Below are 576 nucleotides of genomic sequence, written 5' to 3'. Positions count from 1 at the left end.
CCTTCACCCGGCAGCCGGGCTTCTACCGGGAGTGCGTCGCGGCCTTCGGGGAACTGCCCGGATGGCATGTGGTGTTGCAGATCGGGAAGTACGTGGACCCGGCCGAGCTGGGGGAGATCCCGGGCAACATCGAGGTGCACCGCTGGGTGCCGCAGTTGGCGATCCTGGAGCAGGCCGACGCCTTCGTCACCCATGCCGGGATGGGCAGCAGCGCCGAAGGGCTGTACTGCGGGCTGCCGATGATCGCCGTACCGCAGAGTGCCGAGCAGCCGATGAACGCCGACCGGCTGGTCGAACTGGGCGTGGCCCGCCGTATCGACACGGCGGATGCCACGGCCGAGGTGCTGCGTGCCGCTCTGACCGAGCTCACCACGGATCCGGAGGTCGCGCGCGTCTCGGCGCGGCTGCGGGACGAGGTGCGGGCCGAGGGCGGCACCGGGCGGGCCGCCGATCTGATCGAGGACGCGCTGCGGTGACATGACGATGGCCCGGCCGCTTGTGGCGGCCGGGCCATCGGCAGGCGCCAGGCGGTTACTTCACGATCGTGATGCGGTCCGCCTTCGGCGGGTCCAGGGG

Annotated in this window: 1 protein-coding gene; it reads left to right on the top strand. The window is 71.5% G+C overall.

Features of this window, described 5'->3' with window-relative positions:
- Nucleotides 1–476, top strand: a 476-nt coding sequence (locus tag CCN56_RS40835; protein ID WP_305764731.1) for a nucleotide disphospho-sugar-binding domain-containing protein, incomplete at its 5' end; no start/stop codon positions are given.
- Nucleotides 477–576 lie beyond the last annotated feature (100 nt).

Origin of the sequence: Streptomyces sp. NRRL B-24572, from assembly GCF_002156145.1 — a bacterium.
GTDB classification, from domain to species: domain Bacteria; phylum Actinomycetota; class Actinomycetes; order Streptomycetales; family Streptomycetaceae; genus Streptomyces; species Streptomyces vietnamensis.
The sequence above is the reverse complement of the archived record's forward strand: the minus strand, read 5'-3'. Positions and strand labels throughout refer to the sequence as shown.